The sequence below is a fragment of the Clostridium sp. genome, assembly GCF_047718555.1.
Lineage (GTDB): Bacteria > Bacillota > Clostridia > Clostridiales > Clostridiaceae > Clostridium_I.
On sequence record NZ_JBDNRK010000108.1, the window covers coordinates 1 to 4,228 of the forward strand.

Genomic DNA, 4,228 nt, shown 5'->3' on the forward strand with positions numbered 1-4,228 from the left:
ATGACTTTTAATCATGTTGTCCGGGGTTCGATTCCCCGGTAAGCCACCAAAAAAAACATCCTTAAATAAGGATGTTTTTTTAATTTAAATTTATAATTGATATTAATTACTATGCTTATCAATAAATCTTACTATAGAAAATTAATTATTTTTGATTTATAATATTTTTTTCTGCAGGTATTGATAGTACTTTATTAACTGGTATTGTCTCATTATTTAAATTGTTTTTTTCTTTAATTTCATTTATAACTCCACTGGGAACATAAGTTGGCATAAAATTTCTAGCTAAACTGTATAGATCATCTCCAGATTTTACTTTGTAGTTTATATAAGTGTAGTCTAAATTATCATTTTTTATCTTGACAATGTTCTTATTTGATTCTTCTGCAAAAGTAGGCTTAGATTTTAATGGAGAATCATTTATTATATTATAACTGGATTCTGTAGATTTCAAAGATTCCTCATTTTGTTGATCTTTATATACTAAACTACTGCAAACTAATAATACAAGAATTAATGATAAAATTAATAATAACTTATTTTTAGTCATGATAAAATCACCTCATAATATTAAATTATATATTGGTAATTATTGACTGAAACAATAAAATTATACATGTTTACTTAATTCATTTTTTAAATTTATCCAATCATTTTCATACATTTTTAAAAATTCATCGTTTCTATTATAGGTTAAAGCAGAAGGATGATACATAGGGAAAATGTATCTGCCTATATCATCATTAAAAATAAGCTTGCCATGACATTGGCCAATACTATTAAAGTTTGTTAGTCTTTTTAAGGGTATATTGCCTAAAGTTATTATTAATTTAGGATTAACAATGTCAATTTCATGGTTTAGAATTTCTCTAAATAGATTTATTTCTGAAATTTTAGGGGCTCTGTTGCTTACAGTTGTTTTATTGTTCTTACCAATTTTTAATTTTATAGGCCTGAAAAAACAGGTATTTGTGATTCTTACATCTTTCCGAGATAGACCAATGGTGTTTAGATATTTTTCAAAAGTTTTACCAGCTAATCCTACGAAAGGTTTACCAGTTTCTACTTCAGTTTTACCTGGTGCTTCTCCAACAAATAGTATATTACAAGGTGAAGGACCATCACCTGTTATCCAGCCAGCAATAGATTCATCTTTATAATTTTCTGATATATTTTTGATTTGTTCTCTTAAATCATCTAATGTCATAATTCGTATCTCCTATTTTCTTAACTTAAAGTAAAGTTTGAACTATACTTTTTAATTGAAATAACGCTTAAGATTTAAAAACTTATATATACGGTTTCAATAATAATTATAAAATTCAGTATTTAAAGTTAATTATTACATTTCAATAAAAAGCTTTATAATTTATCCGATGACTACCCACTCTAATACTCCCATCGCACTCTGTGAAAGCGATTCACACAAAATCTAAGATTTTGGTTCTCTGCTTTTCTTCAAAGTGGGAGTAAAGAGTGGTTACGTCCCTGGATAACGAGTTACCCTAAAGGACAACGATTTCTAAGTATCGAAAATACCGATACTTAGAATTCTGTTAGTAAGTATCAGGTGGAATAAGAATTCCACCTGATAACAAGAACTCTGTTTATATGATTTAGTACAGCTTAATATAATAATAAATTGTATTTGTACTATTTTAAGGTATAATGTCTATAATGAAGAAAATAATGATAAACTACGTTATAATAATATCATAGAAAAATAATTTACAAAATATATTTAATTTTAATTACTAAGGAGGAATAAAATGAAAAAAATAATTATAGCTATAATATTAGTCTTATCTCTATTAGAAATATCAGCATGTAGCAATAAAACTGTGGCAGTAAATAAATCTGATACTAATAATGCTGTCAATTCTCCCAATTCTGCGAATATAATTTCTAATGATAGTAATAATACTCAAGGTAAAAGTTTAGAGGTTAATAGTCCTAGCAGCAATATAGATACAAATTCAAATACTATAAGTGATATAAGTAATTGGAATCATCCAGTAAAGTATGTGTTTAAGAATGCAAATATTCAAATTGAAAAAGTTGATTTTAAGAATAATAAAACATATCCTATATTTTATGTTGATTTAACAAAAAATATAGATTCAGATAATAAAACCTATTATAAAAATTTAATGAAACAATTGGCCATAGCTAATGGATACTGGGATTATGAAATAATAGATACAAAAAAGGATATTGATATCAAAGTAATTTGTGATAAAAGTAAGGGAGATGTAAAGCAAATAATATATAACAAAGATAATAATTATTTTGATGAATCTCAAAATGATAAAAATAATACCAATAATACAGATAATGAACTTATAAATTATTTAATCAATAATGTAAGTGAAGTAAAAAGTTTTATGAATTCATTAAAAAATAATAGCAATACAAAAGGTATTGTATATGTGGAGCGCTATCCAGATAAAAGCTCAAGTAATGTATATATAAGAGATTATTATGGATTGTATGTGGGCGAAGAGCATACTGATCATAATGTAAATATATATAGATTTGCTATTAATAAGAATACTAAGGAAATATTATATTATGATGTTGTAAATGATAAATATGAGAGTATTAGTGATTGGAGAAAAAACAGATAATTGTATCCAAACATTTAACAAAAAATTGATATGATATTATAATATAAATTTATAATGAACAATTTAGTAATGCATGGGAGTGATATAATGAAAAAGCCACTTATAATGACACCAGGGCCTACTACGGTTAGAGAAAATGTTAGACTTGCTAGAGCGGAAGAAACTACGAATCCTGATATAGATAAAGAATTTTACGAGTTCTATAAAGAAACATGTTGTAAATTAGGGGATTTTCTTAAAACAAATAATGAAGTAAGAATTTTAAGTGGAGAAGGAATACTTGGTCTTGAAGCTGCCTGTGCATCTTTAACTGAAAAAGGCGACAGAGTTTTAATAATTGAAAATGGCATTTTTGGTGAAGGTTTTGGGGATTTTGTAAAGATTTATGGAGGAGAACCTTTTTATTTTAGAAGTAATAGAAAACGAAAGATAGATATGGAAGAATTAAAAGCTTTTTTAGACAAGGATAGTAATTTTAAATATGCAACGGTAGTTCATTGTGATACTCCTTCTGGAGTTTTAAATGATATAGATAAAATATGTCCTATACTTAAGGAAAGAAACATATTAACAGTAGTTGATAGTGTAGCTGGCATGGGCGGCGAAGAATTAAGAGTAGATGATTGGAAAATAGATATAGTTTTAGGCGGTTCTCAAAAGTGTTTATCTGCACCTCCAGGACTTACATTTTTAAGTATAAGTGAAGATGCTTTTAGTGCAATGGAAAACAGGCAAACACCAATAGCATCATTTTATTGCAATCTTTTAGTATGGAAAAATTATTATAAAGATAAATGGTTTCCATACACTCCACCTATAAGTGATATTATTGGACTTAGAAAGGCTGTAGACAATCTGTTAGAGGAAGATAATATAATTGAAAGACATGATATAATTGCTAGTGCTACAAGAGCAGCGGTGGCTTCATCTGGATTAAAGATTCATATAGAAGATGGATATTCAAATACAGTGACAGCAATTGATGTTCCCCATGGAATTAATGATAAAAAAATAATAAAATATATGATTGATAATTATGGAGTTATGATTACAGGATCTTTTGGATACTTAGAAGGAAGAGTGTTGAGAATAGGACATATGGGGGAAAATGCCAAAGCAGAAAAAGTAGGATATACTTTGTTTGCCTTACAGAGAGCGTTAGAACACTATGGCTTTAAGTTCTATAAAGATATGGCCAGTATATTTTTCGAAAAAATTTAAATATCTGAAAGAAAGGTCTATTTTCATATAAATGGAAGTAGACCTTTTGCTATTATAAAGTATTTGTTTAAAAAATTATATATTTTGTATAAATACTTATCCTAGTGTATCATTATGAAATATTATTAGGAATAGTGAGATAAATTGATTAATTTTAATATAATATTGAATAATAAGTGTATATTAATTTGTATAATGAAAAAATTGTGATATACTAACATCTGTTGTTGAAAAATAGTATATTAAATCAATAAAAAGTTATAAAAAGTTATTGACAAATTGTATTGATGATGATAAACTATAAAAGTCGTCGATTGATGACAGGAATTGATCTTTGAAAATTAAACAGAGTATAAGAATAAGTAAACCAGCAATTCTTT

Annotated in this window: 4 protein-coding genes; 2 read left to right on the top strand and 2 right to left on the bottom strand. The window is 26.6% G+C overall.

Features of this window, described 5'->3' with window-relative positions; all coding sequences use genetic code 11:
• Nucleotides 1-145: 145 nt before the first annotated feature.
• Entirely contained in the window at nt 146-550 is a 405-nt protein-coding gene (locus tag ABF633_RS20480; protein WP_415526542.1) for a LysM peptidoglycan-binding domain-containing protein, read from the bottom strand.
• 60 nt (nt 551-610) lie between these two features.
• Entirely contained in the window at nt 611-1,207 is a 597-nt protein-coding gene (locus ABF633_RS20485) for a uracil-DNA glycosylase (protein WP_415526544.1), read from the bottom strand.
• A gap of 562 nt (nt 1,208-1,769) precedes the next feature.
• On the opposite strand from ABF633_RS20485, the gene ABF633_RS20490 reads away from it, so the two are divergent.
• On the top strand, nt 1,770-2,627 hold the full coding sequence (locus tag ABF633_RS20490; protein ID WP_415526546.1) for a hypothetical protein: 858 nt from the start codon (nt 1,770-1,772) through the stop codon (nt 2,625-2,627).
• 87 nt (nt 2,628-2,714) lie between these two features.
• Nucleotides 2,715-3,848 carry a pyridoxal-phosphate-dependent aminotransferase family protein gene (locus ABF633_RS20495; RefSeq protein WP_415526548.1) on the top strand — a complete coding sequence of 378 codons (1,134 nt, stop codon included), beginning with the start codon at nt 2,715-2,717 and terminating at the stop codon, nt 3,846-3,848.
• Nucleotides 3,849-4,228 lie beyond the last annotated feature (380 nt).